The 24,789-nt window shown below is 73.4% G+C and carries 22 protein-coding genes; 7 read left to right on the top strand and 15 right to left on the bottom strand.

What is annotated here, in order from left to right; translation table 11 throughout:
- Window positions 1–17 precede the first annotated feature (17 nt).
- A complete protein-coding gene (locus E4U91_RS34890; RefSeq protein ID WP_137310500.1) occupies window positions 18–863 on the top strand; it encodes an RNA polymerase sigma factor SigF in 846 nt (281 codons plus the stop codon).
- Between the two features lie 59 nt (window positions 864–922).
- Here E4U91_RS34890 and E4U91_RS34885 read toward each other — a convergent pair whose 3' ends face one another.
- From E4U91_RS34885 to E4U91_RS34875, 3 genes are all read right to left on the bottom strand, one after another.
- Window positions 923–1,459, bottom strand: a complete 537-nt coding sequence (locus tag E4U91_RS34885) for a DUF3291 domain-containing protein (protein WP_137310499.1) — start codon at window positions 1,457–1,459, stop codon at window positions 923–925.
- Between the two features lie 182 nt (window positions 1,460–1,641).
- Window positions 1,642–2,049, bottom strand: coding sequence for a (R)-mandelonitrile lyase (locus tag E4U91_RS34880; RefSeq protein WP_137310498.1), 408 nt, complete (start codon window positions 2,047–2,049; stop codon window positions 1,642–1,644).
- Window positions 2,050–2,082: 33 nt separating this feature from the next.
- A complete protein-coding gene (locus E4U91_RS34875) occupies window positions 2,083–3,099 on the bottom strand; it encodes a zinc-dependent alcohol dehydrogenase family protein (protein WP_137310497.1) in 1,017 nt (338 codons plus the stop codon).
- A 206-nt stretch (window positions 3,100–3,305) separates the two neighbouring features.
- Here E4U91_RS34875 and E4U91_RS34870 point away from each other — a divergent pair, with 206 nt between their 5' ends.
- Window positions 3,306–4,199: a helix-turn-helix domain-containing protein gene (locus E4U91_RS34870; protein WP_137310496.1), complete on the top strand. Its 894-nt coding sequence runs from the start codon at window positions 3,306–3,308 to the stop codon at window positions 4,197–4,199.
- A 17-nt stretch (window positions 4,200–4,216) separates the two neighbouring features.
- On the opposite strand, the gene E4U91_RS34865 is transcribed toward E4U91_RS34870, so the two are convergent.
- The 8 genes from E4U91_RS34865 to E4U91_RS34830 all read right to left on the bottom strand — a co-directional run bounded on the left by E4U91_RS34865 (window position 4,217) and on the right by E4U91_RS34830 (window position 12,388).
- The gene (locus E4U91_RS34865) at window positions 4,217–5,749 is read right to left on the bottom strand and encodes an alkaline phosphatase family protein (protein ID WP_174867905.1); all 1,533 of its coding nucleotides are present in this window, start codon (window positions 5,747–5,749) and stop codon (window positions 4,217–4,219) included.
- A gap of 49 nt (window positions 5,750–5,798) precedes the next feature.
- The gene (locus E4U91_RS34860) at window positions 5,799–6,851 is read right to left on the bottom strand and encodes a 2-aminoethylphosphonate ABC transporter substrate-binding protein (protein WP_137310495.1); all 1,053 of its coding nucleotides are present in this window, start codon (window positions 6,849–6,851) and stop codon (window positions 5,799–5,801) included.
- A gap of 57 nt (window positions 6,852–6,908) precedes the next feature.
- Window positions 6,909–7,706: an ABC transporter permease gene (locus E4U91_RS34855; protein ID WP_174867904.1), complete on the bottom strand. Its 798-nt coding sequence runs from the start codon at window positions 7,704–7,706 to the stop codon at window positions 6,909–6,911.
- On the bottom strand, window positions 7,693–8,571 hold the full coding sequence (locus tag E4U91_RS34850) for a 2-aminoethylphosphonate ABC transporter permease subunit (protein WP_241678794.1): 879 nt from the start codon (window positions 8,569–8,571) through the stop codon (window positions 7,693–7,695). Before E4U91_RS34850 ends, E4U91_RS34855 begins: the two co-directional genes overlap by 14 nt.
- Window positions 8,564–9,610, bottom strand: a complete 1,047-nt coding sequence (locus tag E4U91_RS34845) for an ABC transporter ATP-binding protein (protein ID WP_137310494.1) — start codon at window positions 9,608–9,610, stop codon at window positions 8,564–8,566. The genes E4U91_RS34850 and E4U91_RS34845 overlap by 8 nt, the downstream gene beginning before the upstream one ends.
- A complete protein-coding gene (locus tag E4U91_RS34840) occupies window positions 9,610–10,266 on the bottom strand; it encodes an HAD family hydrolase (RefSeq protein ID WP_241678931.1) in 657 nt (218 codons plus the stop codon). Before E4U91_RS34840 ends, E4U91_RS34845 begins: the two co-directional genes overlap by 1 nt.
- 101 nt (window positions 10,267–10,367) lie before the next feature.
- Complete coding sequence (locus E4U91_RS34835) at window positions 10,368–11,492, bottom strand: TIGR03364 family FAD-dependent oxidoreductase (protein ID WP_137310492.1); 1,125 nt, start codon at window positions 11,490–11,492, stop codon at window positions 10,368–10,370.
- 140 nt (window positions 11,493–11,632) lie between these two features.
- Window positions 11,633–12,388, bottom strand: coding sequence for a GntR family transcriptional regulator (locus E4U91_RS34830; RefSeq protein WP_137310491.1), 756 nt, complete (start codon window positions 12,386–12,388; stop codon window positions 11,633–11,635).
- A gap of 470 nt (window positions 12,389–12,858) precedes the next feature.
- Here E4U91_RS34830 and E4U91_RS34825 point away from each other — a divergent pair, with 470 nt between their 5' ends.
- Window positions 12,859–13,131 carry a hypothetical protein gene (locus E4U91_RS34825; protein WP_137310490.1) on the top strand — a complete coding sequence of 91 codons (273 nt, stop codon included), beginning with the start codon at window positions 12,859–12,861 and terminating at the stop codon, window positions 13,129–13,131.
- A 208-nt stretch (window positions 13,132–13,339) separates the two neighbouring features.
- Window positions 13,340–13,798 (top strand): SPW repeat protein, encoded by a 459-nt coding sequence (locus tag E4U91_RS34820; RefSeq protein WP_137311167.1) that lies wholly within the window; start codon window positions 13,340–13,342, stop codon window positions 13,796–13,798.
- 72 nt (window positions 13,799–13,870) lie between these two features.
- Here the strand turns inward: E4U91_RS34820 and E4U91_RS34815 are convergent, their stop codons facing one another.
- Both E4U91_RS34815 and E4U91_RS34810 read right to left on the bottom strand, forming a co-directional pair.
- Window positions 13,871–14,332, bottom strand: a complete 462-nt coding sequence (locus tag E4U91_RS34815) for a hypothetical protein (protein WP_137310489.1) — start codon at window positions 14,330–14,332, stop codon at window positions 13,871–13,873.
- Window positions 14,333–14,337: 5 nt separating this feature from the next.
- Window positions 14,338–16,896: a molybdopterin oxidoreductase family protein gene (locus tag E4U91_RS34810; RefSeq protein ID WP_137310488.1), complete on the bottom strand. Its 2,559-nt coding sequence runs from the start codon at window positions 16,894–16,896 to the stop codon at window positions 14,338–14,340.
- Between the two features lie 198 nt (window positions 16,897–17,094).
- On the opposite strand from E4U91_RS34810, the gene E4U91_RS34805 reads away from it, so the two are divergent.
- The gene (locus E4U91_RS34805; protein ID WP_137310487.1) at window positions 17,095–19,608 is read left to right on the top strand and encodes an ATP-binding SpoIIE family protein phosphatase; all 2,514 of its coding nucleotides are present in this window, start codon (window positions 17,095–17,097) and stop codon (window positions 19,606–19,608) included.
- 77 nt (window positions 19,609–19,685) lie between these two features.
- On the top strand, window positions 19,686–20,111 hold the full coding sequence (locus E4U91_RS34800) for an STAS domain-containing protein (RefSeq protein WP_137310486.1): 426 nt from the start codon (window positions 19,686–19,688) through the stop codon (window positions 20,109–20,111).
- A gap of 38 nt (window positions 20,112–20,149) precedes the next feature.
- Here the strand turns inward: E4U91_RS34800 and E4U91_RS34795 are convergent, their stop codons facing one another.
- The gene (locus E4U91_RS34795) at window positions 20,150–20,557 is read right to left on the bottom strand and encodes a nuclear transport factor 2 family protein (protein WP_137310485.1); all 408 of its coding nucleotides are present in this window, start codon (window positions 20,555–20,557) and stop codon (window positions 20,150–20,152) included.
- A gap of 324 nt (window positions 20,558–20,881) precedes the next feature.
- Here E4U91_RS34795 and E4U91_RS34790 point away from each other — a divergent pair, with 324 nt between their 5' ends.
- A complete protein-coding gene (locus E4U91_RS34790; RefSeq protein ID WP_137310484.1) occupies window positions 20,882–24,097 on the top strand; it encodes an AfsR/SARP family transcriptional regulator in 3,216 nt (1,071 codons plus the stop codon).
- 221 nt (window positions 24,098–24,318) lie between these two features.
- Here the strand turns inward: E4U91_RS34790 and E4U91_RS34785 are convergent, their stop codons facing one another.
- Entirely contained in the window at window positions 24,319–24,528 is a 210-nt protein-coding gene (locus E4U91_RS34785) for a hypothetical protein (protein ID WP_137310483.1), read from the bottom strand.
- Between the last annotated feature and the right edge of the window lie 261 nt (window positions 24,529–24,789).

Below are 24,789 nucleotides of genomic sequence, written 5' to 3'. Positions count from 1 at the left end.
AAAGGGAGGGACGCATCATGGTGGCACTGACGGCAGCCAAGACGGACACGGGGATATCCGCACTGCCGGAGGTCACGGACCCGTCCCGTCTCGCGCCGAAGGACGCGCGCGAACTGTCGCGCCTGTTCTTCGACCAGCTCGCAGTGCTGGAGGAGGGCACGCCCGAGTACGCGTACGCCCGCAACACGCTGATCGAGATGAACATGTCCCTCGTCCGCTACGCGGCCGGCCGCTTCCGCAGCCGTGGCCCGGAGGAGATGGAGGACATCGTCCAGGTCGGCATGATCGGCCTGATCAAGGCGATCGACCGGTTCGAGCTGACCCGCGAAGTGGAGTTCACCTCCTTCGCCATCCCCTACATCGTCGGTGAGATCAAGCGGTTCTTCCGTGACACCACCTGGGCCGTGCACGTGCCCCGGCGCCTCCAGGAGGCCCGCGTCCAGCTGGCCCGCGCCACCGAGGAACTCCGCAGCCGCCTGGGCCGCACCCCGACGGTCAAGGAACTGTCGGAGCTGATGAGCCTGCCCGAGGACGAGGTGCGCGAGGCGCGCCTGGCCGCCAACGGCTACAACTCCTCGTCCCTGGACGCCACGATCAACAACAGCGAGGACGGCGAGGCCGCGCTCCAGGACTTCATCGGCACCGAGGACGCGGCGCTGCAGCTCGTGGAGGACTTCCACTCGCTGGCCCCGCTGATCGCCGACCTGGACGAGCGTGACCGCCAGATCATCCACATGCGCTTCGTGGAGGAGCTGACCCAGGCCCAGATCGGCGAGCGCCTCGGCGTCTCGCAGATGCACGTCTCCCGCCTGCTGTCGCGCACCCTGGCCCGTCTGCGGGCCGGCCTGCTGACCAACGACTGACGGCTGCGTCGTCACCCCGGTTCCACGGACGGGCGCCTGCTCCGGCAGGCGCCCGTTTCTCATGTCGCCGCGCTGCTCGGTGCCCCCTCGGGCGTGACGGCGCGCTGGAGGGTGAAGGCGTGGGGCGCGGTGCCGTGGGTGTGCAGGTGCTCCAGCCGGCGCACCCCGTCCTTCCAGATGGGGACCGTGCCGTCGGTGACCCACCAGCACACGTGGGTCGGGTGTCCGGCCCGCTCGAACCAGTCGTGGCGCCTGGCGAGGGCCGCGCGGTGGTGGCCGGTGTAGACGCCGTCGACGGCGGACCGCAGGTCGGTCCAGAGGGACAGGGTCGCGGCCAAGGCGGCGGTCTGCGGGGTGCGGCCCCGGTCGTACCAGGCCGGCACCACGAACTCCCCCCACGCACCCCAGTCGAGGTCGAAGAGTGTGGTGCCGGCCCGCCCCGCGTCCGTGGGTTCGGCGCGGGCGAGATAGCCCGGGTGCCGGGCGATCTGCGGGTAGACGTCCGCCCCGGTGGCGTGGAACGCGCGCACCAGCGGGGCGGGGTCGGTGAGGGGTGCCTTCAGGACGCCGAAGGTGTACAGGGCGAGGTGGGCCATGCGTCTCCCGGGTCGGGGCGGGGAGCCGGGGCGCTCCCGGCTCGGCCGGCGCAAGCCCTCCACGAGGGTGGGGCGCCGCCGGACGTCAGGGGACGATAGCCGTCTGCGCCGACCCTGTCGACGTTGCGTTTTCCCTGCTCATGTGGCTTCCAAGGCGGGGCTCGGTGGCTTCCGGGGGGTGCTCAGGTGGCTTCCGGGGCGGTGTACTCCTCGTCGGTGACGGGCCGCAGCCAGTGCACGACGGCGTGGTCGGCGTCGCCCTCGTTGATGGCCACGTGGACCATCAGGCGGTTCGGCGCGGCGCCGTGCCAGTGCTCCTCGTCGGCCTCGAACAGGACGCGGTCGCCGGGCCGGATGACCTCCACCGGTCCGCCGCGCCGCTGGCACAGGCCGACGCCCTCGGTGACGAAGACGGTCTGGCCGAGCGGGTGGCGGTGCCAGTGGGTGCGGGCGCCCGGCATGAAGTGGACCAGGTTCGCGGTGACGCGGGACGGGGCGAGGGCCGCGGCGACGGCGTCGATGTAGACGTCGCCGGTGAACCAGTCGGCCGGTCCCTTGACGGTGTCGACCGAGCTGCGGGTGATCTGCACGGGGGTGCTCCTTGTGGCGGGAAGAGGGCAGGGTCAGGGGGTGAGCAGGGCCTTGATGGCGCGGCGCTCGTCCATCGCCCGGTAGCCCTCCGCGACCTGGTCGAGGGGCAGGGTGAGGTCGAAGACCTTGCCGGGGTCGATCCGGCCGTCGAGGACGCGGTCGATCAGGTCGGGCAGGTAGCGGCGCACGGGGGCGGGCCCGCCCCGGAGGCCGACGTGGGAGAAGAACAGCTCCTGCCCGTCGACGGCGACGTCGTGCGGGACACCGACGAAGCCGACGTTGCCGCCGGGGCGGGCGCAGTGCAGGGCCTGCCGCATGGCCTCGGCGGTGCCGACGCACTCCAGCACGCTGTCGGCCCCGATGCCACCGGTCAGTTCCCTGATCCGGGCGACGCCCTCGTCGCCGCGTTCGGTGACGATGTCGGTGGCGCCGAACTCGCGGGCGAGCCGCTGGCGGGACGCGTGCCGGGACATGGCGATGATCCGCTCCGCGCCCAGCTCCTTGGCGGCGATGACCGCGCACAGGCCGACCGCCCCGTCACCGACGACCACGGCGGTGGAGCCGGGCCTGACCTGGGCGGCGTCCGCGGCCCACCAGCCGGTGCCCATGACGTCGGAGACGGCCAGCAGGCTCGGCCACAGCTCCTCGGCCGGGTGCTCCTCGGTGGCGACCAGGGTGCCCTGGGCGTTGGGGATGCGGACGTGGTCGGCCTGGCAGGTGGACATGAACTCACGGTGCAGGCAGTTCGACTGGAAGCCGTTCCGGCAGTTCGCGCAGGTGTTGTCCGAGGTGGCGAAGGAACCGACGACGAACTGGCCCGGCCGGACCGAGGTGACCTCGGAGCCGACCTCCTCGACGAAGCCGACGTACTCGTGGCCCATCGGGTGCGGGTCGCCGATCGGCTCCGCGCCGCGGTAGGGCCACAGGTCGGAGCCGCACACGCAGGTCACGGCCGTACGGATGATCGCGTCGGTCGGGTGGAGGAGCCGGGGGTCGTCGAGGGTCTCGAAGCGGATGTCGCCGGGGGCGTGGATCACTGCGCCGCGCATGGGGGGTTTCCTTCGGTGCCGTGGCGTGCGGCTGCCGGGGGTCCGGGGCCGTCGCCGGGTGCAGGGCCGGGTGCCGGCCCGCCGCGCCGGGCGGGTGGCACCACACCCTCCAGGTAACCCCTTGTCGGCCCGGGGAACGAGGCACCGTCGAGAGGTGTACTGCCAGTACATCCCTTTGGACGCGGGCGGGACGTACCGTCGGAGGGGTGGACAACCAGGCAGAGGTCCGCGAGTTCCTCACCTCGCGGCGCGCGAAGATCACCCCCGAGCGGGCGGGCCTGCCCGCCGGCAGCCGCCGGCGTGTGCCCGGCCTGCGCCGCAGCGAGGTCGCCGCGCTGGCGGACGTGAGCGTGGAGTACTACGCCAAGCTGGAGCGCGGCAACCTCGCCGGCGCCTCACCGGCCGTCCTGGAGTCCGTCGCCCGCGCCCTCCAGCTGGACGACGCCGAACGGGCGCACCTGCTGAACCTGGCGCAGGCCGCGGACGGCTCCGACGTCCTGACCCGGCCCCGTCGGCGCACCGCCCGGTCCTGGACGCCGCACCGGAGCCTGCAGTGGGTCCTGGACGCCGTCACGGCCGGGCCCGCGTTCGTCCGCAACGGCCGCATGGACGTCCTCGCCGCCAACCGGCTCGCCCGGGCCTTCTACGCGGACCTGTACGCCACGGCCGGGAACCAGGCCAACCTGGCCCGCTTCCAGTTCCTCGACCCCGCCTCCCGTCGCTTCTACCCCGACTGGGACCAGGCCGCCGACATGGCCGTGGCCATCCTGCGCACCGAGGCCGGCCGCAGCCCCCACGACAAGGACCTGCACGACCTGGTGGGCGAGCTGTCCACCCGCAGCGACGCGTTCCGCACCCGCTGGGGCGCGCACAACGTCCGCCACCACGGCACCGGCACCAAGCGCTTCCACCACCACGGCGTCGGCGACCTCACGCTCGCCTACGAAGGGCTGGAGATGGCAGCCGAACCGGGTCTCACCGTGACCGTCTACACGGCTGAACCGGGCTCCCCCTCCGAGGAGGGCCTGCGGCTGCTCGCCTCGTGGGCGGCCACCCAGGAGGCCGGCCCACCCGTGTCGGTGCGGCGGGGAGCCGGCTGAGGGGCGCACCGGACCGGTCAGGCCTGGGTCAGGCGGACCTGGTCGACCACCCAGTACCAGTTGTTGCCGCCGGTGTAGCGGAAGCGGATCCGGGCGGTGCGGGCGCCGGCCGGGACCTGGAGGGTGAGGGTCTCGGTGCGGGAGGGGACGTCGGCGGTGTAGGTCTTCACGGTCAGGGGCGTGCCGTCGTCGTAGGCGACCAGGACCTCGCCCTTCTGCGGGGCCTCGTGGCGGTAGTAGGTGGTGTAGGTGAGGGTGGCGGTCCTGCCCCCGGTGACCGTCCGGGCGGGGCTGACGAGGGTGGAGTCGAAGGTGCCGGTGAAGCCCTTGTCCTGCCACTCGTCGCCGTCGGCCACGGCGAAGACGCCCCGGGCGCGGACGTTGGACTCGCGGGACTGGTCGCGCTGGGCCTGGGTCCAGAACTCGTCGGTGGTGAAGGTCCAGCCGCGCCATTCGGTGACCCCGCCGGTGCCCATCGCGGAGTTGTCGACCGTCCACCCGGTGGGCGGGGTGTGGGTGTAGCCGAGGACGGCGGCCGGGATGCCGGTCTCGTCGGTGCGGGCGGTGAGCTGCGGGCGCAGGGCGTCGAAGTCGTCGGGTGCGGGCTGCTGGACGGGGCGGCCGTCCAGGCCCCAGGCCGGGTCGAGGGGAATGCCGAGGTGGGCGAGGGCGGAGGCGGCGACGTCCGGCATCTTCACGTCGTGGCGGACGGAGCCGGGGGTGAGCGTGGGGCCGGTGGCGATGAGGAAGGTGGAGCGTTCGGCGAGGGTGGAGCCGCCGTGGCCGCCGGCGTCGGTGTGGCCGTGGTCGGCGGTGACCATGATCAGCCAGTCCTCGGAGGCGTAGGTGGGGCGGCCCCGCACCGCGGCGACGAGCCGGCCGACCTGGGTGTCGGCGGTGTGGATGGCGTCGGTGTACTGGGTGCTGGCCGCGCCGTAGGTGTGTCCGGCGTGGTCGATGTTGTCGAGCTGGACGAAGACCGCGGCCGGGTCGCCGTCGCGGAGCCGGGCGACGGCCCGGGAGGTGGTGCCGGTGTCGTACTCGGCGCTCGGGGTGGAGATCCGGGTGTCGACCTTCGGTGAGAAGACGGTGTCGGTGATCGGGGCCCAGGAGGAGACGGCGCAGGTGGTGAGGGCCGGCTTCGCCGTCTCGACGCGGGTGAGGAAGTCGGGGTACTGGGCGAACCTGTGCCCGGTGAAGGCGTTGTCCTTCACGTTGTGCTTGTCGGGCCAGACGCCGGTGATCAGGGTGGACCAGCCGGGGCCGGACATGGTCGGCGCGAGCGGGTCGGCGTAGATGCTGCTCGGCGCGGTCAGGCCGGCCGCCATCAGGGCGTCGAGGTGCGGCGCGTCGGCGTCCTTGATCCAGGTGAGCAGGGCGCCGTCGAGGCCGATGACCAGGGCCTTGGGGGTCCTGGCGGCGGCCCGGGCGAGGCCGGCGAGGGGGCCGGCGGTGGCCGTGAGGGCGGCGGCGGACAGCAGCAGGGAGCGGCGGGACATGCGGTACGACACGTGGTCCTCCGGGAGGGACGGGTGAGGGCGTGCGGGCATGGCACCGCCCCCGGGTGGTGCCAGGGGGCGGTGCGGGGGTGGGGCGCGGTCAGCTGCCGGTGGCTTCCTTCCAGGCGTCGACGTACGAGGCCAGGTTCTCCTCGACGTCGGCCCAGTCGGGTGCGAAGACCTCGACGCCGTCCATCAGGCGTGCCAGGGCGCGGGCGTTGTCGTCGGTGGCGTGGACGTCCTTGCGGACGGTGAAGCCGCCGCCGATCGCGCTGACCTGTTCCTGGGCCCTGCGGTCCAGCAGGAAGTCGAGGAGTTTCCGGCCGTTCTCGGTGTGCGGGGCCTGGGTGACCAGACCGGCGGCGTACGGCAGGGCGAAGGTGGTGGGCCTGCCGCCCTCGGGTGCCGGGAACCAGATGCCGAGGTTCGGCATCGTCTTCGCCTGGGCGTGATTCATCTGGACGTCGCCGTTGGCGACGAGAAGTTCGCCCTTGTCGACCTTGGGGGCGAGCTTGCCGGTCGAGGCGGACGGGCCGACGTTGTTGGCCTGGAGCTCCTTCAGGTAGGCCATGGCCGGCTGCTCGCCGCCGAAGTCGTGCACGGCCTTGATCACGACGGCGGTGCCGTCGCCGGCGACGCCGGGGGTGGAGTACTGGAGCTTGTCGTCGTACCGGTCGTCGAGGAGTTCCTGCCAGGTGGTGGGGGCCTGCTCCAGTTCCTTCTTGTTGTGGACGAACCCGAAGTAGTTGTTGACGACGGCGGTCCAGGTGCCGTCCGCCGCCTTGTCGGCGCCGCCGATCTGGTCGGAGCCCTTCGGGGTGTACTTCTGCAACAGTCCCTCGGCGTCGGCCTGCTGGATGAACGGCGGGAGGGTGACGACGACGTCGGCCTGCGGGTTGTTCTTCTCGCGGACCGCGCGCTGCACCATCTCGCCGGAACCTCCCTCGACGTACTCGACCTTGATCCCGGTCTCCTTCCGGAAGTCCGCGAAGACCTGGTCGTACCAGCCGTCGCCGTTCTCGCCCTTGAGGCCGTCGGCGCTGTAGACGGTGACCACCTTCTCGTCGGCGGCGTCCGAGGTGCCGCCGCAGGCGGTGAGCGGCAGGACGAGCAGGCAGAGGGCGGTGACCGGGAGGAAGGGCTTTCTGGGCATGGCGAGGTGAACTCCTTGCGTGCGTTGGGGGTTTGAAGGTGGATGGGCAGGTGCGCCCTAGCGGTACGAGGCCCTGGTGCGGAGCCGCGACACGGCGAGCAGGACCAGCAGGGTGGCCGTCATCAGGACCACGGCGACCGCCGAGCCGGCGAACAGGGCGCCCCGGTCGGTGGAGGCGTGGACGAGGACCGGCAGCGGGGTCCAGTCGGGCGGGTAGAGCATCATCGTGGCGCTCAATTCGCCCATGGACAGGGCGAAACAGAGGCCGGCCGCGGCGGTCAGGGAGGGCAGCAGCAGCGGCAGTCGCACCGTCCACAGCACACGGGCGGGACGTGCGCCGAGGGAGGCGGCGGCCTGTTCGTACGCCGGGTCCAGGCGGGCGGCCGCCGCGGAAACGGACTGGTGGGCGAAGGCGGTGACCAGGACGGTGTGGGCGGTGATCACGATCCAGCGGGTGCCGTTGAGCAGGAACGGCGGCTGGGAGAAGGCGACCAGGGTGGCGAGGCCGACGACCACCGAGGGCACGGCGACGGGCAGGACGAACAGCGCGTCCAGCACCCTGCGGCAGCGGCCCTTCAGCGCCGCGGCGGCGAGCGCGGCCCAGGTGCCGGCGGCCAGCGCGAGGACGCTGGCGGTCAGCGCCGTGACCAGACTGGTGGTGAGGGCCTGGAGGGCTTCGCCGCGGGTCGCGGCCCGGTAGTGGGCGACGGTGGGGCCGGATGGCAGGACGCCGGACCAGTGGGTGGCGAAGGAGGCGGCGAGGACGACGAGGAGGGGCAGGGCGAACAGGGGCAGGAAGAGGACGAGGAAGACGGCCCACACGGCCCGTCCGGCCCCGCGGCTATGCACCAGCACGGCGGCTCACCACCCGGTACAGACCGTACAGGCCCACGCTGATCAGGACGTTGACGACGGCCACCACACAGGCTCCGGGGTAGTCGGACTCCAGGATCGCCTTGCCGTAGACGAGCATCGGCAGCGTGGTGACGTCCTTGGCGCCGGTGAACAGGACGATGCCGAACTCGTTCAGGCAGAGGACCAGGACCAGGCTGCCGCCGGCCGCGAGGGCGGGCAGCGCCTCGGGCAGGATGATCCGCCGCACGATCATCGGGGCGCGGGCACCCAGCGAACCGGCCACCTCGACCTGGGCGGTGTCGAGTTGCGAGAACGCGGCGAGCAGGGGGCGCATCACGAACGGCGTGAAGTAGGTGATCTCCGCGAGCAGGACGCCCCAGGGGGTGGTGAGGAACCGGAAGGGTCCCTCGGCGGCGCCGGTCAGGTCCGTCCACAGTCCGTTGGCCAGGCCGGCCGTGCCGTAGACGAACACCAGGGCCAGCGTGATCAGGAAGGACGGGAAGGAGAGGAAGACGTCGACGAACCGGGAGACAGCGCGGGCGCCGGGGAACGGCACGAACGCGATGACCAGCGCCAGCAGGAACCCGAGAACCAGGCACCCGGCGGTCGACGCCAGCGCCAGCCACACGGTCGTCCACAGCGCCTGCCGGAACGCCTCCGACGCGAGGACGTCGGCGTACGGCTGGAGGGAGGTGCCCCCGGTGTCGGGGTGGACGGACTGCCGGACGACGAGGGCGAGGGGGTAGAGGAAGACGACCGCGAGCAGGGCCGTGGGCGGCAGCGCCCACAGCAGCGCCGTGCGGGGGCGCGGGAGGCCGCGGGGCCGGCCGCGGCGGGGCCGCACGGCGGCGACCGCCTCACTCATCCCCCACCCCCGCGGGCAGCAGTACGGCGTCCTCGGGCGCGAAGTGCAGGGTCACGGCGTCCCCGAGGTGCGGTGGCTCCCGCAGTTCGCGCACGTCGGCCATCACCTGGTGGCCGCCCACGTCGACGTACAGCCGGTGGGTGGCGCCGCGCCACTGGATCTCCGCCAGGGTGCCGGTGAGCCGGTTGGGGCCGTCGCCGACGCCGACCAGGTGCGGCCGGACGCAGAGGGTGGCCCGCGCGCCGGCAGCCGCGGCGGCGGTGTCCAGCTCGACGTGGGTCCCGGCGAACCGGGCGCCCTTGCCGTCGACCGTGACCGGCAGCAGGTTGGCCCCGCCCACGAACGACGCGGTGAACGCGTCGCCCGGCGCCCGGTACAGCTCCCGCGGTGTCCCGCACGCCTGGAGGCGGGCCCGGTCCATCACCGCGATGCGGTCGGCGAGGGTCAGCGCCTCCACCTGGTCGTGGGTGACGTACAGCATGGTCACGTCGGGCAGTCCGCGGTGCAGCCGGGCGAGTTCCGTGAGCATCCCGGAGCGCAGCCGGGCGTCGAGCGCGGAGAGCGGTTCGTCGAGGAGGAGGACGTCGGGGCGGACGGCCAGTGCGCGGGCGATGGCGACGCGCTGCTGCTGGCCGCCGGACAGCTCGCGCGGGTACCGGCGGGCGTGGGCGGCCATGCCGGTGAGGTCCAGGGCCTCGGCGACCCGGGTGCGGATCCGGTCCCGGGGGACCTTGCGGGCCTTCAGGCCGAAGGCGACGTTGTCCTCGACCCGCAGGTGCGGGAAGAGGGCGTAGCTCTGCACGACCATGCCGATCCCCCGTCGGTGCGGGGGCAGATCGGTGACGTCGCGGTCGCCGAGGAAGACGCGCCCGGAGGCGGGCCGGACGAACCCGGCGACCGCCCGCAGCGCGGTGGTCTTGCCGGATCCGGACGGCCCGAGCAGCGCCATGACCTCGCCCGCGGCGACGGTGAGGTCGAGGGCGTCCAGGACGACGGTCCCGTCGTAGGCGACGGTGACGCCGTCGAAGCGGATCCCCATCAGTCCGCTCCCCGCAGCAGGGCCGGCAGGTCGGCGACCGAGTCCAGGACGTGCCCGGCACCGGCCGCGCGCAGGGTCTCGGCGTCGTGCGCCCCGGTGCGGACACCGGCCACTAGGCCGACGCCGGCCCGCAGGCCGCTGAGCACGTCGTAGGAGGTGTCGCCGACGACGGCCACCTGGGCCGTGCCGTCCGCGGCCTTGGTGCGCAGGAACGCCTCCAGCACCATGTCCGGGTACGGCCGGCCGCGGCCGCCCGCGTCCGCGGGGCACAGGGTGACGGGCGCAAGGTCGCGCCAGCCGAGGGCGTCCAGCAGGGCGTCCTGCGTCACGCGGGCGAACCCGGTGGTCAGGACGACGGTCCGGCCGTCGGCGTGAAGTGCCTCGACGGCTTCGCGGGCGCCGGGGACGGGGGCGACCAGGCCGTCGGCGACGAGTGCGCCGTACGCCTCCTCGAAGGCGGTGTTGGCGCGCCGGGCGCGGTCCTCCTCGCCGAACAGGTGCCGGAAGACGGAGATCTTGGACTCGCCCATGGTGGCGCGGACGTGGGCGAGCTTGTCGGCGTGGTCCGGGCTGCCGGGCTCGACGCCGAGTGCGCGGGCGGCGCTGTCGAAGGCTCGCTCGACCAGGCCGCCGTCGGCGACGGTGGTGCCGGCCATGTCGAGGACGACGAGGCGGATGGCGGGGGTGGGGCGGAGGTCGGGGGTGGGGCGGAGGTCGGGGGTGGGGCGGAGGTCGGGGGCGGGGGTCGTCATGGTGTTCACCAACCCAGTTCGTTCGCGGTGGTCTCGGCTATCGCGGGTGAGCAGGTCATGCCGCGCCCGCCGGGCCCGGTGACGAGCCAGACGCCCTCGCGCACGCGCTGCCGGTGCACCACGCGGGTGGTGTCCGTGCACTGCGCGTACACGCCCGCCCAGCGACGGCGGACCGCGGGCAGCGGGCGGCCCAGGAGGGACTCGACGACGCCGGTGAGGTGCTCGTAGGGCTCCTCGACGGTGTCGAAGGCGAAGGGGTGCTCGTACTCGTGGGTGTCGCCGATGGTCAGGCCGCCGTCGGCGCGCTGGACCATCAGCAGCTGCATGCGGTGGTCCGCGGCCGTGGCGGGCTGCGGCCGGCGGGCGTTCAGATCGTCCAGTGCGGCCGAGGCGTACGCCGGGTAGTAGCGGAAGCTGTCGGCGTCTGCGACCGAGGTGGTCAGCGTCTCGCCGAGCGGCGCGGTCTGCATCATCTGCAGGCGCACCCTGCGCACCGGCAGGTCGGGGCCGGCGAGTTCGCGGACCAGGCCGCCCAGCCAGGCGCCGGTGCACAGGACCACGGCGTCGCCGGTGTGCGTCTCGCCGTGGTCGTCGCGCACGGCGTGCTCGCCGACCACGTCGCGCACCTCGCGGCCGGGCAGAAAGGTGTAGCGCGGGGACTTGGCCAGCCCGGCCCGCAGGGCGAGTTGCGCGGTGCGGGGCTCGACGGCCGCGTCCCGCTCGCAGTACAGGGCGGCGTCGAACTCCCCCCGCAGCGCCGGGTTGACGGCCCGGGCCGCGGCGGGGGTGAGCAGCTCGTACCCGCGGGCGGCGGCGTCCGGGCGGGCGACCGCGGCCTCGGCGACGGCCAGCTCCAGCTCGCCGCGGACGGGGGTCAGCGAGCCGTTGGGCCGGAAGCCCAGGGCGGGGATCCGGGCACCGATCTCCTCCCACAGCTCCCGTGCGCGCAGCGCGGTGTCCAGTTCCTCGCCCCCCGCGCGGCCGCTCACCCAGATCTGGCCGAAGTTGCGCAGCGAGGCGCCGCGGGCCTCCGTCTCGCGCTCGATCTGTACGACCTCGTGGCCGCGATTCATTGCGTGCCAGGCGTGCATGGTTCCCACCACGCCGGCTCCGACGACTATCACTCTCACGTCCGTCACACTCTTCGCCCTCGGGGAACCGGAGGAATCCGGTCTTCAACGAGAGCGTGAACTGGCCATCACTTTTGGGCTAGACCCGTTATCTTTTCGTGATCAAGCCGGCCCGGTGAAAGGTGCCGAATCGGCGCTTTTCAGCCGTCGAGGCGGACGGTGAACGAGAAGCGGTCACCCCGGTACAGCGTCCGCACCCGCTCCAGCGGACGGCCCTCCGTGTCCCGCGAGACGCGGTGGATGAGCAGCATCGGCAGGGCCGGCGGGGTCCCGACGAGCAGCGCCTCGCGCGGGGTGGCGAGCACGGTCTCGATGCGTTCGTCGGCGGAGCCGAAGGCGATGCCCTGCCGGGCCAGGTAGGCGTAGAACGACGAGTCCGGGTCGAACTCCCCGTCCAGGCGCGGCACTCGGTCCACCGCGACGTACGTGCTCTCCAGGCCGACCCGCTCGTCGTCGGCGAGCAGTACGCGCTCCAGGTGCCAGACGGGCTCGCCGCGCCCCAGGCCCGTCTCGGCGGCCAGCGCCTCGGGGCAGGGGAAGCGGTCGAGGGTGACGAGGGTACGGCCGGGGGTGCGGCCCTGGCGGCGCACGCCCTCGGTGTAGCTGGCCAGGGACAGCGGCTGCTCCAGCTTGGGGCCGGCGACCACCGTGCCCCGGCCCTGCCGGCGCAGCTTGCCCTCAAGGACCAGTTCGCGCAGGGCCTGCCGCACGGTCTCGCGGGCCACCTCGTAGCGCTCGGACAGGTCGCGTTCGGTCGGGATCGGCGTTCCTTCGCCCAGCTCGTCCACGAGTCGGTCGATCCGCGCCTTCACCGCGTAGTACTTGGGCACGCGGCCGTGCTCCGGGATGCCGGAGCGGACGGGCGCGCCGGGGGCCTGGTCGTTCGGGTAGTCCACACCCGGGATGGTCGCAGACCCGGCCGGCGCCCTCGGTACCGCGTCCGGTGTGCGGCGCCGTAGACCGCGGCCATGACGACCTTGCCCGGCTCCAGGTCGTGCGCCGCGGACGGTCGCAGCGGTCCGCCGACGGTGGCCGCCGGCCCGTTTGGGCGGCCCCCGGCGCGGGACTCGGTGTGACGTCCGAGGCGGCGCCGCACGCGAGGTGCCACGCGCGGCGACCGTGAGCGCATCCGGTGGAGCTCCTGCGCCACCGCCTGGGACAACTCGAGCACGGGGCACAGCCGTCGGGGGGCTCCCCGCTGGCACCCGCGCCGGAGCAGGCACCCGCGCCCGACGCCACACCGGCGGTCTCCCCCGCCACGTCGGGTCCGGCGATGAACCCGCCGTCCCACGGCACACCGGAGAACCCGGCCCAGCCCCGGACCACGGGCTGACCCGGACCGCACCCGCACCGGAAGGGCACCGACATGGCCGACCAGGAAGAGCAGCGCGACGACCACGGCGCGGACCACGCCCGGGCCCGGGACCCCGAGGAGCCCGGTGCGCACTCGGGAGCGGAGAGCCAGGCCCAGGACCGGTCCGTGCCGGGCACAGCGAGCAGCAAGGAGGGGTACCAGCCGGACCACGGCACCACGGCGGGCCGCCCGCTCGAGGGCGTCGAGGTGCCGGAGGGCACCGCCGGCGCGGCCGCGGAGGCGCCCGACGGCGAGGACGACGGCGGGTCCACGGGCCGCGGTTGACCCGCCGACGGGGCACGCCGTCCCGTACCCCGCAAAAACACCGTCGCCGATCCGCGCATCGAGGTGTAAAGGCCGCATAAGGAGTTACCCGGCCCAGCGAGGACACCACAACGGCTTGGGGCCGCAGTGAGAGGTGAGCAGTTCACCGGCGGCGCGGGCCAGAGAGAAAGAAGCAAGAGCCATGTCCACTTCCGCTTCACGGCCTTCCATGGAGACCCACCCGGACATCATCGACATGCGTCAGCGCCACGAGGTGGCCGAGCGCGCGACCAGCACGCCCCAGGGACAGGCCCTCGGGACACTGGCCTTCCTCACCGGCATCTACCTGGCGGCTTCTCCGTGGATCGCCGGGTTCAACGGACTGTCACGGCTCGCCGTCACCAATCTGCTCGTGGGGCTGGCCTATGCGCTGCTCATGAGCGGAGGGTTCGGCCGGGCCTACGAGCGCACCCACAGCATGGCGTGGGGCGCGTGCGCCCTGGGTCTGTGGACGATCGTCGCGCCGTGGGTGGTGGCGGGCGACGTCAGCACCACCAGGACCATCGTCAACAACGTCATCACCGGGGCGCTCGCCGCCCTGCTGGCCATGGCCGCGAGCGCCGCGACCCGCGCCGCCGAGTCCGGCAAGGCGCCCGCCGGCATGGGGGCGGGGCACCCGGAGCGCTGACCGTCACCACGGGCGAGGGCCGGCCGGACATCGGTGTCCGGCCGGCCCTCGCGCGTGCTCCCGCTGGGCGCTTCAGTGCGCGGCGGCGATCAGTGCCTGGGGGGCGGCCTGCTTGATCCGGGTGTTGAGCCACTTCAGCTGGCGCTGGGTGTCGGTCTTGCAGGACTCCACCACGTCCAGCAGCTCGTGGTCACGCGTTCCCTGGGCGGCCTGGCCGAGGACGGTCCAGGTGATGTCCACGAAGGAGGCCAGGGTGTACAGGTCCTGGAGGTCGCGCAGCAGGCCGACGCCGCCGGAACGGGTGTCGGACAGCCCGTCGGCGTGCAGGCGCTCGGGCTCCTCCTCGTCCTGTTCGCCGTACCGCTCGGCGACGGGCGCGAGCCGTTCGACGTGGGCGTCGCACATCCGGGCGAGGGTGTGGCAGAGGCTGTGCACGTCCGGTTCGTCCGCGTGGCCGTCGGCGACCTGGCGGAAGGAGTCGGCGAGCGTGCGGGACGCGGTGTGCTGCAGACCGACGTAGGTGGAGAGGTGCATGCGGGTCAGTCCTTCGGGCCGGTGGCGGACGTCGTGGTCCCTCCGGAGCCGGGCTGCTCGCCCGAGGTCTCCGGCTGCCGCGCGGGCTGCGGGGGTTCGGCGGCGTACGGCTGTTCCCGTACGTCGGCCTCCGGGCCGCCGACGGTGGGCGGGACGCCCTCCGGGTCGGCGGGGGCGGACGCGGCGGTGGTGGGCGCGGGTGAGGGACCGGTGCCGTCGGCGATCTTGGTGACCTTCACCGCCGCGGTCTTGAACATCGGCTGCTTGGACACCGGGTCCCATTCGGTGAGCGTCAGCTCGTTCGCCGCACCCGGGGCGTCGCCGGGTGCCGCCCCGTCGGTGCCGGGCTGGTCCCAGTAGCCGTAGTGGAACGGGACGAACACCACGCCGTCCCGGCCGCGGCCGATCCGCACGGGCCCCTGCATGGCTCCCCGGCGCGACTCCACCCGTACGACGTCGCCCTCCCCCACGGCGAGCCGTGCCGCGTCACCGGCCGACAGCTCCACCCACACGCCGGGGGCCGCGCGGCGCAGCGGGCGGGAGCGGCCCGTCTTGGTGCGGGTGTGGAAGTGGTAGACGGTACGGCCGGTGGAGAGGACGAACGGGTACTCCTCCCCGGGTCCCTCCGGCGGCGGGACGTAGGCGGCCGCCTTGAGGAACGCCCGCCCGTCGGGGCGCAGGGCGCGGTACTCCTGCTCGCTCAGCGCGCCCCCGGTGAGCAGGTCGTGGCCGTAGGTCTCGCACACGTCGGGGTGGGTGGCGAACTGCGCGTCGGAGTAGAGGCGGTCGGTGCCCTCGGGGGCCTTCTCGTTCACGGGCCAGGGGATGCCGGTGCCGCCGCGCAGCTTGTCGTACGACAGGCCGGTGTAGTCCACGAGGCGGCCGCGGGTGCACTCCTTCCACGCCTCGAACGCCCCTTCCGGGTCCGACCACTTGATCAGCGGGGCGCCGTCACGGTCGCGGAAGTCCATGCGGCGGGCGTAGTCCAGCCAGATGTCCAGGTCGCTGCGGGCCTCGCCGGGCGGTTCGATCGCCTGGTCCGACAGGTGCACGGTGCGGTTGACGTTGGTGAACGTGCCCTGCTTCTCGCCCCACAGGGCGGCCGGCAGGACGACGTCGGCGTAGCGGGCGGTCTCGGTGAGGAAGCCGTCCTGGACGACCGTGAAGAGGGAGTCCTGCTGGAGGATCCGGCGGATGCGGGGCAGGTCGGGCATGGACACCGCGGGGTTGGTGCCGGAGATCCACAGCAGTCCGATCGAGCCCTGTTCGCAGTAGCGCCAGATCTGCAGGGCGTGGGTGGGCGGCGACCAGTGCGGGATGGTCAGCGGGTCGACGTTCCACAGCTCGGCCAGTTCCCGCACGTGGTCGGGGTTGTCCCAGTTGCGGAAGGCCGGGAGGTCCCCGTCGGCGCCGCACTCGCGGTTGTTCTGGGCGGTGGGCTGGCCGTTCATCTGCAGGATGCCGCAGCCGGGGCGGCCCAGCATCCCGCGCAGCAGGTGCAGGTTGTTCACCGCGCAGGAGGCGGCGGTCGCCTGGTGCGACTGGTAGAAGCCCTGCAGCACCGTGGACAGCACCCGCTCGCTGGTGCCGAAGATCTCCGCGGCGCGGCGGATGTCGTCGGCGGGGACCCGGCAGATCCCGGCGGCGTGCTCCGGGGTGTACGGCTCGACGGTGCTCCTGAGGTCGTCGAAGCCGAGGGTGTGCGCGTCGACGTACTCCTCGTCCAGCCAGCCCTGGTGGATCACCTCCCGGACCAGCGCGTTCATCAGCGCCTGGTTGGTGCCCGGGAGCGGCGCCAGGTGCACCCCGCCGGTGGCCCGCGCCGCCTCGGCCACGGGCGTGTCGCGCGGGTCGACCGCGACGATCCTCGGCGGGTTCGGTCCGTGGACGCGGTCCAGGACGCGCATCCACAGGACGGTCTGGGTCTCGGCCATGTTGTGCCCGTACAGGAACACCGCGTCGGTGGCCTCGATGTCGCTGTAGCTGCCCGGCTGTCCGTCCGAGCCGAAGCTCTCCTTCATCGCGGCGGCGGCGGTCGCGGTGCACAGCCGGGTGTTGCCGTCCATGTGCGGCGTGCCCAGCCCGGCCTTCCCGATCACGCCGAGGGTGTAGTACTCCTCCAGGAAGAGCTGCCCCGAGGTGTAGAAGCCGTGGCTGAGCGCTCCCGCGTCGGTGGCCAGCAGCCGGCGCGACCGCTCGACGATGCGGCTCATCGCCGTGTCCCAGTCGGTCTCGACCAGGTTCCCGCCGGCGTCGCGGACCAGGGGGCGGGTCAGCCGGTCGGTGCGGCTCCACTGCCAGGAGCCGTAGAGTCCCTTGGGACCCAGGCGGCCGTGGCTGACGGTGTCCGCCGCGCGGCCGCGGACGCCGACCATGCGCCCGTCCTTGACGGCGATGTCGCAGCCGCAGCCGTTGCTGCACAGCACGCACGCCGACTGCACCCACCGGTCCACGTCCTGCTCGGTCACGGAGGGGTCGAGGTGGCTGTCGACGCGCACCGGCCAGGGCGTGTCCTTCTCGTGCGGGGTACGGGTGCCCCAGATGTCGGCGATCCGGTCGGACACGGCAGCCTCTTCCCAGGGGGTGAACACTTTGGCTGACCACCAGTACCCGCCCGGTGGCGACCGTTATCCCTCGGGGACGCAAAGCCACCGCGGGTGGCTCACCGAGTTGTGGGTACCGTCGGTTCGGGACCGTCACCGGAGGGTGACGACGGGACCACCCGGTAGGGCGCCGACCAGCCGTGGTCTACCGTGGCCCGCATGGTTCCACCGTCGCCGAGCGCGGCACACAGCACGGCGCCCCGGGGCGCGCGGTTCGACGTGTCCGCCTTCGACCTCGCCGAAGCCGCCACCGCCGGCACGCACCTGCGGCAGGCCGTCGTGGGCGCCGGGTCGGCGCATGCCGCGGCCCAGCGTCTCGCGGACTTCTTCCGCACCGGCCTGGTCGACCGGCACGGTCACCGTGCGTGCGCTGAGGTGCGCGTGTTCCTCGCCCGCTCGACAGCCGGGCTCGGCGACCGTACGGATCCCGATGCGTCGACGGACGGCGGGCGGCTCGTGGTGCGGGAGTTCACCGCCGGCGACGACGGTTCCCGGGCTGCCGAGGTGGACGCACCGGCAGCCGTCCGTCGCTCCGAACCGGTCGCCGGCCCGTCCGGCTCCTCGTCCCTGCTGCGGCTGCTGCGGGGTGCGGGACTGTGGCCCGCTGACGGTGACGACGCCCTGCCCGGCGAGATCGACGTCGTCCTGCTCGACCACCCGGCCGGGAAGCCGGCCGAACAGCCGGACCAGGCGTCCGCACCGTCCGCGGCGTCCGCGCCGTCCGCGGCGTCCGCGCCGGAGGGGGCGGGACGCCTCCTGGCCTTCGGCGGCCCCGTGCGCGCCGGCCAGTGGTTCGCGGTGACCCTCCTCGTCGACCAGGAACTGCCGCCCGGCATCACCGAGTTCTTCCGCCCCGTCGCCCACAGCGCGCGCCTCGCGCTGCTGTCGGCCGACGAGCCGTCCGCCGAGGCCCGGCTGGAGGCGTCCGGTGCGCTGACCGCCAGCATGGAGGCCCTGGTGGCGTGGCGCGCCGCCCAGCTCCAGTCGGCCGTCGAGGACCTGCGTTCCACCAGCGCGCGGTTGCGGCGCTCCGAGGACGAGCTGCGGCGACGCGAGAGCGAACTGCGGGAGGAGGCGGCGGTCGTCGAGCTGCTGCAGGAGGTCGGCAGCGCGCTGGCCGCCGAGCTCGACCTCGACGCCCTGGTCCAGCACGCCTCCGATGCCGCCACCCGCCTGTCGGGAGCCGCCTTCGGCGCCTTCTTCTACAACGTCCTCGGGGACACCGGCGAGTCGTACCTGCTGTACGTCATCTCGGGGGTGGACCGCTCGGAGTTCGACAAGTTCCCCATGCCGCGCAACACCCAGGTGTTCGAGTACACGTTCCGCGGGCTGGGGGTGGTGCGCTCGGACGACATCACCGCCGACCCGCGCTACGGGCACAACGCCCCGCACCACGGGATGCCGGCAGGGCACCTGCCCGTGCGCAGCTACCTCGCCGTACCGGTGATCTCCCACGGCACCGTGCTCGGCGGGTTCTTCTTCGGCCACCCGGAGCCCGGCCGGTTCACGGAGCGGCACGAGCGGCTGGTCACCGGGGTCGCCTCGCAGACCGCCGTCGCCCTGCAGAACGCCCAGACGTACCGCCGGGAGCGGGAAGCCGCCATGGAGCTGCAGCGGCGGCTGCTGCCGAGGCTGCCCAAGGTCGACGGGATCGTCACCACCTCGCGCTACCTGCCCGCGGCCCGCAGCCGCGGCGCCGGCGGCGACTGGATGGACCTCATACCGCTGCGCGACGGCGAGGTCGCCCTCGTCGTCGGTGACGTCATGGGCAAGGGCGTCCGGGCGGCGGCGATCATGGGCCAGATCCGTACCGCGTGCCGGGCCTACGCCCAGCTGGGCCTCGCCCCGTCGGAGGTGCTGGAGCAGCTGAGCGTCATCGTCGACGACATCGCACCGGGCTGCATCACCACCTGCGCCTACGCGGTGCTGGACAGGCACCGCGCCCGGCTGCGCCTCGCGGTGGCGGGCCACCTGCCGCCGGTCCTGCGCGACGAGCAGGGCGGCGTGCGCTTCCTGGACGAGGAGATCGGGCCGCCCCTCGGGGTGGGGCGCCGCGCCTACCCGGAGCAGGAGGCGCAGCTGGCGCCGGGGGCTCGGCTGCTGTTGTACACCGACGGCCTGGTCGAGCGCCGGTCCCGGCCCATCGACGAGGGCCTGCACCAGCTGCGGAAGCTGCTGGCCGGCCCGGTCGGCGAGATCGAGGCCGACTGCGACTCCTGGCTGGACGCCCTGGCCGGCGGGCAGCACGACGACGACATCGCGATGCTGTACGTGTACCGGCCCGAGGACTCCGCCCGCCGGACGCTCGCCGTGACCCGCGAGTACCCGCCGGTCTCCGGTGCCGTCCCCGACGCCCGTGACCTCGTCTCGCGCACCCTGCGCGCATGGGGGCTGGCCCACCTGGCGAACGACCTCATGCTGGTGACCGACGAGATAGTGGCCAACGCCGTGCGCCACGCCCGGACGCCCCTGCGCGTCGAGCTGCGGCGCAGCGCGGACCGTGTGGTCCTGGAGGTCACCGACAGCAGTACGCGCCGGCCCCGCCTCATCGTCTCGCGGCCCGAGGAGTTCGGGCACCGGGGCATCTTCCTCGTCGACGCGATCGCGACGCGGTGGGGCACCCGCATGATCGACGGCGGGAAGGTCGTGTGGGCGGAGGTCAGCACCTCATGAGGGCCCGCACCGAGCGGCCCCCGGCCGCACGACACCGCACACCCCGCCCCCCTCGGACCCACGGGAGCTGAGCCCTCATGACCCTGCCCCACGACCACGAGGCCGCGCAGCCCCAGGGCAGCGCCCCGGCCGACGGCGCCCTCCTGCCCACTCCCACCGGTCCGACGCTCTCCCTCGTCTCGCGCCGCGGCGCGCGCCACGCCGTCGTCGTCGTGGAGGGACCCATCGACTACCACACCACCCCGCAGCTCCTGGGACACCTGACCAGCAAGGAGATGCAGGAGGTCCCGCTGCTCGTGCTCGACCTGAGCAAGGTCGACTTCTGCGACTCCAGCGCCCTCGGGGCCTTCGTGGACCTCCACCGCCGCCGTACGCAGGCGGGGCGCGGCTTCGGGCTAGCCGGGACGCAGCCGGAGGTGCACCGCATCCTGGAGCTCACCCGGCTGACCACCGTCCTGCCCCTGTACGCCACCACGCAGCAGGCGCTCGCCGAGTCGTCGTAGTTCCAGCCGGCGCCGTGACCGGAGCCGTCGAGGCCGGTTCAGGCCGGGGCGGCGAAGTAGTAGCGGCGGTAGCCGCGCAGCATGCTGTCGTCGGTCAGGGTGAACCAGTCCACGAACTCCAGGTCACGGACCGTACCGTCAGGGCGGGAGGCGCTCACGGGGGTCAGGCGTCCCGTCACCACCACGCTGTGGCCCTGCGCGACGATCTCCTCGATGTGGTGGGTGCCGGGTGGCACCAGGGCGTCCTGGTGGAGGCTCAGCACCTCGTCCCGGCCGGCCCGCAGCGGGGCGTCGGGGCGCACCACCCGGATGTCGTCGGCGAGGAGCGAGCCGTAGCCGTCGATGTCGCCGGTGTCCAGGTAGTGGTAGGAGAGCCGCACGTGGTCGATGCCGGCCGCCGTCACGGCGCCGCTGACCGAACCAGCGGCCATGTCGCGCGTGGTCATGTGCACACTTCCTTTCCCGGGCCCGGCCGCGAGCCCTGGGCCACCCTCCCGCACCAGCGCATCGGGAAGCTATCGCGTCACTATCACGCACTGTCACCGCTTCACCGGATCTCCTCCGTCCCCGCTCATGCACCATGCAGTCCCCGCTCATGCACCATGCAACAAGTTGCTGTTGAGGGAGGCCCGGGCTCCATGGACAAGCCGCTGTCCGGTCAGTGACACTGTGGTCCGTCGCGGTGACCCGTCGAAGTCGGACATGGGTGCCATGACTGACGTCTGCACACGGCTGCATCCCGCGCGGGCCGCATCTGAGCTGGGAGACACATGATCGATGCGTTGGACGCGGACCGGTCCGGACTCCAGCGGACGGTGTTCAACATCCTGGGCCCGGTCGAGGTGCGGGGACCCGGTGGTCACGTGCGGATCCCCCCCGGCCGCCAGGAGATCGTCCTGGCCGCGCTGCTGCTGGAGTCCAACCGCGTCGTCGGGACGGACCAGCTGGTCGACCTGATCTGGGGGGACGACCCGCCGGGCACGGCCCGCACCCAGGTGCAGATCTGCGTGTCGCGGCTGCGCCGGACCATCACCGACGCCGGGGTGGAGGCGCCCATCACGACCCGTGCGCCCGGCTACGTCCTGAACGCGCCGGACGAGCTCCTGGACGTACGCCTCTTCGGGTCCCGGGTCACCGAGGCGCGCGGCATGGTGCGTACGGGCCGCTGCGCCGAGGCCGCCGACCTGCTGCGCTCGGCGGTGTCCCTGTGGCGCGGCCCCTGTCTGGACGGGGTGCTCAGCGAGGCGCTGCGCGGCCGCGCGCTGCAGCTGGACGAAGAGCGCCTGACCGCTGTGGAAACGTATCTGCAACTGGAGCTGGACCTCGGCCGCCACCATCAACTGGTGGGCGAGATCAGCCGCCTGGTCCATGAGAACCCGCTGCGCGAGCGGCTGCGCGGGCACCTGATGCTCGCCCTGTACCGGTCGGGGCGGCAGGCCGAGGCGCTGGAGGCCTACCGCACGGCGCGGGCCCTGCTGCTGGAGGAGCTGGGTCTCGAGCCCGGCGAGGAGCTGAAGCGGCTGGAGTCGGCGATCCTCACCGGCGACGCGTCGCTCAGCGCGGGCGCCGAGACCGCCGAGGCCGCGCGAAGACCCGCCGGTCCGTCCCGGCCGGAGGGCCGGGAACCCCAGGAGGAGGCGGAGTCCGGCGCGGACGCCGCCTCCGCCGCTCCGTCCCGCGACCGCGTGCCGCACCAACTTCCGGCCGACACCGCCGACTTCGTCGGCGACGAGGGGCTGATCGGGACCGTCACCTCGCTGCTCGCCGAGGGCGGCACGCGCAGCGCGGTCGGGATCGCGGTGATCATCGGCAAGCCCGGCATCGGCAAGAGCACCTTCGCCACGCACGTGGCGCACCGGCTCAGCGCGGAACACTTCCCCGACGGCCAGCTCTACTGCGACCTGCGGGGCACCGGCCTGGTCCCGGTCTCGGCGCAGGACGTGCTCGGCCGCTTCCTGCGCGCGCTCGGCATCCCCGGCCCGGTGCTGCCCGACTCCCTCGACGAGCGGGCGGAGATGTACCGGACCCTCCTCGCCACCCGCCGGGTGCTGGTGGTCCTCGACGACGCGGCGAGCGAGAGCCAGATCCGCCCGCTGCTGCCCGGCACCAGCACCTGCGCGGTGATCGTCACGAGCCGCACCCGGATCACCGGGGTGCCCGGGGCCCGCCGTATCGAACTCGACGTCCTCGACGCCGGCCAGGCACAGGACCTCCTCGGGCGGATCATCGGGCCCGAGCGGGTCGCGGCCGAGGGCGAGGCGGCCCAGGCGCTGGTGCGCACGGTGGGCGGACTGCCGCTGGCCCTGCGGATCGTCGCCGCCCGGCTGGCGGCGCGCCCGCACTGGTCGCTGGCCTCGATGGTGCACCGGCTGGCCAACGAGCGGAACCGGCTGGACGAGCTCACGCACGGTGAGATGACCATGCGCGCCAGCCTGTCCCTCACCCACGACGGGCTCGGCGCCACCGAACAGCGCCTGCTGCGCCTGCTGTCCCTCGCCCACGGCCCGGCGCTGCCCGGGTGGCTGGCGGGCGCGCTGCTCGACGACCGCCGTCCCTACCCGTCGGACCTGCTGGAACCCCTCGTCGACGTGCAGATGCTCGACGTGGTGGGCGTGGAGCACACCGGGGAGTTCCGCTACCGCTTCCACGAGATCATCCGGGTCTTCGCCCGGGACCTGCTCGTCGCGCACGGCGACGAGCAGGAGCGCACGGCAGCCGTCGAACGCATGCTGGGCGGCTGGCTGGCGCTGGCGGAACTGGCGCACAGCAAGGTCTACGGCGGTGACTACACGGTGCTGCACGGCCGCGCGCGCCGCTGGCACCCGCCCGCCGCGTACGTCGACGCGCTGCTCGCGGACCCGCTGGAGTGGATGGACCAGGAGCAGGCCAACCTGTGCCACGCCGTGGAGCACGCCGCCCAGGAGGGGCTGGACGAGCTGGCCTGGGACCTGGCGACCACACTGGTGACCCTGTTCGAGGCCCGCGGCTACCTCGACCAGTGGGAGCGCACGCACACCCTGGCGCTGGAGGCGGTGCGCCGCGCGGGGAACCTGCGCGGCACCGCGGCGCTGCTCACCTCGATGGGCACCCTCTACCTGAGCCGCCGTCAGGCCACGCAGAGCCGCGCCTCGTTGACGTCGGCGCTGGACCTCTTCGACCGGCTGGGGGACGCGAGCGGCCGGGCGCTGTGCCGCCGGGACCTGGCGCTGCTCGCCCGCTTCCAGGGCGACGACGACCAGGCCCTCGACCTGTACGCGCACGCGCTGCGTGACTTCGAGCGCGGCGGCGACGTGGTGGGGCGGGCCATCGTCCTGACCCAGCGCGCCCACATCTGGATGCGCCGGGGCCGCACCGCGGAGGCACACGTCCAACTGGAGGAGGCACTGGAGGTGTTCCGCTCGGTCGGCTACACCGGCGGCCAGGCCCGCGCCTTACGCCGGGTCGGCCAGGTGCTGGTCCAGCGGGGCGAGCACGAGCGGGCCGCGCAGACCTTCAGCGAGGTCCTGCACATGGTGCGGGAGAGTGGGGACGTCATCGGCGAGGGGCACCTGCTGCGGGACCTCGGCGACGCACACGTACGGATGGGCCGTCTGGGCCAGGCGCGGGAGCTGCTGCAACGGGCCCTCGCGGTGCGGGAGCAGATCATGGACGCCGGCGGCGCGGCCGTCGTCCGGCTGGACCTGGCGCGCCTCGGCGACGGCTCGGACGGCCCGGGCGCCATCGCGGAACTGCTGGAGGCAGCCGTGGCGACCTTCCGGGACCGGGGGATGTCCCGCGAACTGCGGGAGGCGGAAGCGCTGTTGGCTCCGGGCGAGCGGGGGGTGAGTGGGGTGCCGGCCCCGCGGCACCGGGCGGACCTCGCGACCAGCACACCGGCCGCGCGCCTCACGCCCCAGGACTTCACCACGCCCGCACCGGCGTTGCCGCTGCCGGCCGGACCGTACGGTCAGGGGTCTTCGCTGCTTCCGGGGGACGGGGCAGTGTGACGAGGGGGCCGGAGTCGTCGCGCTCCGGGAGAGGGTAGGACGCCGGGCGCCGCTCTGACGGTGGCCCAGGTAGATGGCGGCCGCAAAACCGGTAGTTGGCGGGCGTCGGCCTGACGGTGACCGGAGGTCGGTCGGAGCCGGCTGGCTCCTGGCCCGACAGCGGGCCGCGGCAACGGCGGCCGGGGGGCGGTCGGTCGGTGGGTGCCGGTCCGGTGGCCGGGTCAGTCCCAGGGGTTGTTGCCCGTGGTGGCCGTGGGCGAGGGGGTGGCGACGGAGTCGGCGGTGCCGCCGGTGCCCGGGGTGGTGACCGAGACGCCCGTGTGTGTCGGCGTGGCCGGGTCGTCGGCGTGGGCGATCTGCGCGCCCAGCAGCAGCGTGCCGGCCAGGGCGGTGGTGGCGACGGTGATCCGGAGAGCCTGGGCGATGCGCATGGGAGGTGTCCCTTCATCGGTCCTCGGGGGGCTTCGCAGTTCCGTTCGCTGCGATGACTTCAACTTAGGAACCAGCGGAATTCCGGCACCGTCCCCGCTCCTATCCCGGCGCTATCACCGGCCGCTATCACGGCCCCCCGCGCTAACTCCGGCCCGTCCGCACGGTGATGTCGGCTGGATAGCGCCCCCCGAATGATTAGTGAGGAGACCGAACGGCCACCGGCACGGCGGTCGTCCGCCGGCCTCGCACGACGAACCAGA

Origin of the sequence: Streptomyces lasalocidi (genome assembly GCF_005280215.1) — a bacterium.
GTDB classification, from domain to species: Bacteria; Actinomycetota; Actinomycetes; order Streptomycetales; family Streptomycetaceae; genus Streptomyces; species Streptomyces longwoodensis.
Note: the sequence above shows the minus strand (reverse complement) of the source record. Positions and strands in the feature narration are given on the sequence as shown.